Origin of the sequence: Phenylobacterium aquaticum (assembly GCF_947378715.1) — a bacterium.
GTDB lineage: Bacteria > Pseudomonadota > Alphaproteobacteria > Caulobacterales > Caulobacteraceae > Phenylobacterium > Phenylobacterium aquaticum_A.
Window position 1 is genome coordinate 1 of record NZ_CANCLE010000261.1, and the last position, 3,475, is coordinate 3,475.

Genomic DNA, 3,475 nt, shown 5'->3' on the forward strand with positions numbered 1-3,475 from the left:
TGTCGGGCTCGGAGCTGGCGGTCAGCTGGCGGCTGCAGCGGACCATCGGCCCCTATCGCACCCGCGACATGCTGCTGACCGGCCAGCCGATGAAGGCGGTCGACGCCCTGGCCGCGGGCCTGGTCTCGCGCCTGGTCCCGGACGCCGACCTGGCGGCGACGGGCGCGGCGATCGCCGACGCCATGCTGGCGGCGTCCCCCGATTCGCTGCGCGTCTCCAAGCGCACCTTCGACGCGACGCTGGAGGGCCTGAGCTTCGACGCGGCGCTGGAGCTGGAGGAGCGCGGCCAGATCCAGATCATCCGCGCCGGGCGCGCGGCGATGGCGGCTGCGGCCAAGGGGTAGGGGGTGGATGTTCCTGAATTGTTCTTGATCACCTGTCCGGGTGTGATAGGCTTCAGTTCGCCAATATGTAGGGTCTCGGTTTCGCGAGCAGCTGCCCATCATGTCCGACGTCCCTCTCAGAGTCTCGCGCGAGGCCGAGCTTGATCGGCGGCTTGAGGACCTGATCGCCAAGATGGTGGCGAAGACCGCGACCCAGGCCGAGCGCGGCGAATACCGGACCCTGTCCGCGCGCCGCACGCGGCTCATGCGTCCCCAACGCCCCAGCCGGCCGATGCTGCTGCGCGGCCGCCAGCTTCGGGCGCACGCGGTCTAGGCGTCCCGGCATGCGCAGGGCGCTGTGTCATCCCATACGCAGCGGGGAGCCTCGCTGCGTCCTCAAGGACGGCGCCGGAGCGGGGTGTTTGGGATCGGGAGGTCGCTCTCGCCCCGGCTTGAGCCTGTCAATCCTTGACATATGTTGTCAAATATGACTACATACGGAACCGTCCGAGACACGCGAAAGGTCAACTGGATCAAGGCGGCGAGGAAAGACTTCGCTGATTTTCCGACGAGAGCCCAGGAACGCGCCGCCGAGGCGCTGACGGTTGTCGCGGATGGCGCGACGCCCGACATTGCAAAGCCCCTCACCGGTCTAGGAGCCGGCGTGTGGGAGTTGGTCCTCAAGGAACGGGGCGACGCCTACCGCGTCATGTACGCGCTCCAAATCGATGACGACATCTGGGTGGTGCACGCCTTCCAGAAGAAGTCGAAAAAGGGCGTCGCGACCCCGAAGGCGGAAATCGACCTGGTTCGCGATCGCATCAAGCGTTTGAAGGCGGCATTGGCATGAGCGACGACCCCATCGAGATCGAACGCGGAAGCGGAAATGTCTTCAGCGATCTTGGATTTGAAGACGCCGGGCTGCGCCAGTTCAAGGCCCTGCTTGCCGCCGAGATCATCAAGACCCTCAACGCGCGCGAATTGACGGTGCGCGCAGCCGCCGCCCAGACCGGATTCGCCGCCGCTGACTTCTCCCGGGTCCGCAACGTCAGGCTCGAACGCTTCACGATCGACCGCTTGATGACGATCCTCGGCCGTCTCGGACTGGACGTGAAAGTGCAGCTCTCCGTCCGGCCGCGCGACGATGACGCGAGGCGTTCCGCGCAGGCTTAGGGGACGGGCGCGGCAGGCTGACCGCCCAGGGACCTCGGGATCTCAGGCGAGCCTTGCCTGGCTCGCGCGCCGGGATAGGGTCTGAGCCTGTCCGACCCGGAGTTCCCATGCGTCATCTGTTCCGTACTGCGGCGGTCGCCGCCCTGATCCTGGCTGCGCCTGTCGCGGCGGGCGTTCCCGGCCTGGCCTGGGCGCAAACCTCCGCGCCGCCCGCCGCCGCGTCGCCCTCGGCCGAGGACACCCGGTTCATCGGCTTCCTCGACGCCGAGTTCGCCCAGGAACTGACGATGCGGCCGCAGCTGGCCACCCGGCTGGGGCTGAAGGTCGGCGAGGACCGGCTGGACGACATCAGCGACGCCGGCCTGCTGGCGCGGCTGGAATGGCGGCGCGGCAGCGTGGCGCGGATGAAGGCCGGCTTCGACCGGGCCAAGCTCAGCCCCACGGCCCAGGCCAATTACGACATCTGGGCCCAGGAGCTCGACCGCGCCGAGCTGACCTACAAATTCCGCCGCTATCAGCCGCCGTTCTATTCGTTCCTCTATTCGGTGCATTCGGAACTGCCGAACTTCCTGATCAACACCCATGTGGCGCAGGACGCCGCCGACATGGCCGCCTATGACGCGCGCCTGCGGGCCATTCCAGCGGTGCTCGACACCGCCATCGCCCAGAGCAAGCTGTCGAGCGCGCAAGGCATCCGCGCCCCGCGCTTCGAGGTCGAGCGGGTGATCGCCGGCAGCCGCACCCTGATCACCGGGGCGCCCTTCACCGACGGCCCGGACTCGCCCCTGTGGGCCGACGCCAAGGCCAAGGTCGGCAAGCTGGTCGCCGCCGGCAAGGCCACCCCGGCCGAGGCTGACGCCATGCTGGCCGACGCCAAATCGGCGCTGCTCTCCATCGCGCCCGCCTATCAGCGGGTGATCGCCTGGGGGCAGGGCGAACTGCCGACCGCGCCCAGCGGCCGGGTGGGGGCGATCTCCCTGCCGGGCGGGGCCGAGTGGTACGCCGCCGCGCTCAAGCTCAACACCACCACCGACATGACCGCCGACGAGGTGCACAGGACGGGCCTGGCCGAGGTGACCCGCATCGAGGCGGCGCAGGATGCGCTCGCCCGCCAGGCCGGGTTCGCCGACCGCGAGGCCTTCTATGCCGGCCGCGCCAAGCTCTATCCGCCGCAGCCCTGGACCGACGCCCTGCGCGCCGACTATCTGGCCCGCGCCAACGCCGCCATCGCCCATACCCGCACCCTGTTGCCGCAATGGTTCGGCCTGTTGCCCGCCTACAGGGTCGAGGTGGTGCGCGAGCCGTCGTTCAGCGAGGTGGCCGGCGGGGCGGCCCATGCGGCCGGGCCCAGCCCCGACGGGGCGCGGCCGGGGCGGGTCTATGTCCATCTGCAGGGCATGACCGATGATCCGGCCGACCTCTACAACCTGATGTGCCACGAGGGCATTCCCGGCCACGTGCTGCAGGGCGACATCCAGGTGCGCCAGACCGGCACGCCCAAGTTCCGCAAGGGCTATGGCTATGTCGCCTATGGCGAGGGCTGGGCGCTCTATACCGAGGCCCTGTGCAAGGAAATGGGGGTCTATCCCGACGTCGCCGCCGACTTCATGCGCCTCGACGCCGAGCTGTTCCGCGCCGCCCGGCTGGTGGTCGACACCGGCATCCATGCCCAGGGTTGGACCGAGGACCAGGCCGTCGACTACATGATCAAGACCGGCCGCCGCCCGCCCGACCAGGCCCGCTCAGAGGTGCGCCGCTACATCACCCTGCCGGCCCAGGCGACGGGCTACAAGATCGGCATGCTGAAGATCATGGAGCTGCGCCACAGGGCCGAGGCGGCCCTGGGGCCGAAGTTCGACATCAAGGCCTATGACGACCTGGTGGTCGGCGAAGGCTCGGTGCCGCTGCTCGTGCTGGAACGCGGCGTCGACGACTGGATCGCGCGGGTGAAGGCGGGGTGAGCAGCTGAGCCCTCTGCC

General features: G+C 69.1%; 5 protein-coding genes. All 5 read left to right on the plus strand.

Annotated elements, in window-relative coordinates:
• The coding region (locus tag Q7P21_RS20190; protein WP_304180158.1) for an enoyl-CoA hydratase/isomerase family protein at positions 1-344 on the plus strand (344 nt) is incomplete at its 5' end.
• 100 nt (positions 345-444) lie between these two features.
• Positions 445-657 carry a hypothetical protein gene (locus Q7P21_RS20195; RefSeq protein WP_304180159.1) on the plus strand — a complete coding sequence of 71 codons (213 nt, stop codon included), beginning with the start codon at positions 445-447 and terminating at the stop codon, positions 655-657.
• Positions 658-810: 153 nt separating this feature from the next.
• Complete coding sequence (locus Q7P21_RS20200) at positions 811-1,173, plus strand: type II toxin-antitoxin system RelE/ParE family toxin (protein ID WP_304180161.1); 363 nt, start codon at positions 811-813, stop codon at positions 1,171-1,173.
• Positions 1,170-1,496 carry a helix-turn-helix domain-containing protein gene (locus Q7P21_RS20205; protein ID WP_304180165.1) on the plus strand — a complete coding sequence of 109 codons (327 nt, stop codon included), beginning with the start codon at positions 1,170-1,172 and terminating at the stop codon, positions 1,494-1,496. The genes Q7P21_RS20200 and Q7P21_RS20205 overlap by 4 nt, the downstream gene beginning before the upstream one ends.
• Before the next feature lie 107 nt (positions 1,497-1,603).
• Positions 1,604-3,457 carry a DUF885 family protein gene (locus Q7P21_RS20210; protein WP_304180168.1) on the plus strand — a complete coding sequence of 618 codons (1,854 nt, stop codon included), beginning with the start codon at positions 1,604-1,606 and terminating at the stop codon, positions 3,455-3,457.
• Positions 3,458-3,475 lie beyond the last annotated feature (18 nt).

Bases quoted from the DNA above. Each gene is read 5' to 3' on its own strand.
- Q7P21_RS20200 (WP_304180161.1), top strand. From the start codon at position 811: ATGACTACATACGGAACCGTCCGAGACACGCGAAAGGTCAACTGGATC.
- Q7P21_RS20210 (WP_304180168.1), top strand. From the start codon at position 1,604: ATGCGTCATCTGTTCCGTACTGCGGCGGTCGCCGCCCTGATCCTGGCT.
- Q7P21_RS20205 (WP_304180165.1), top strand. From the start codon at position 1,170: ATGAGCGACGACCCCATCGAGATCGAACGCGGAAGCGGAAATGTCTTC.
- Q7P21_RS20195 (WP_304180159.1), top strand. From the start codon at position 445: ATGTCCGACGTCCCTCTCAGAGTCTCGCGCGAGGCCGAGCTTGATCGG.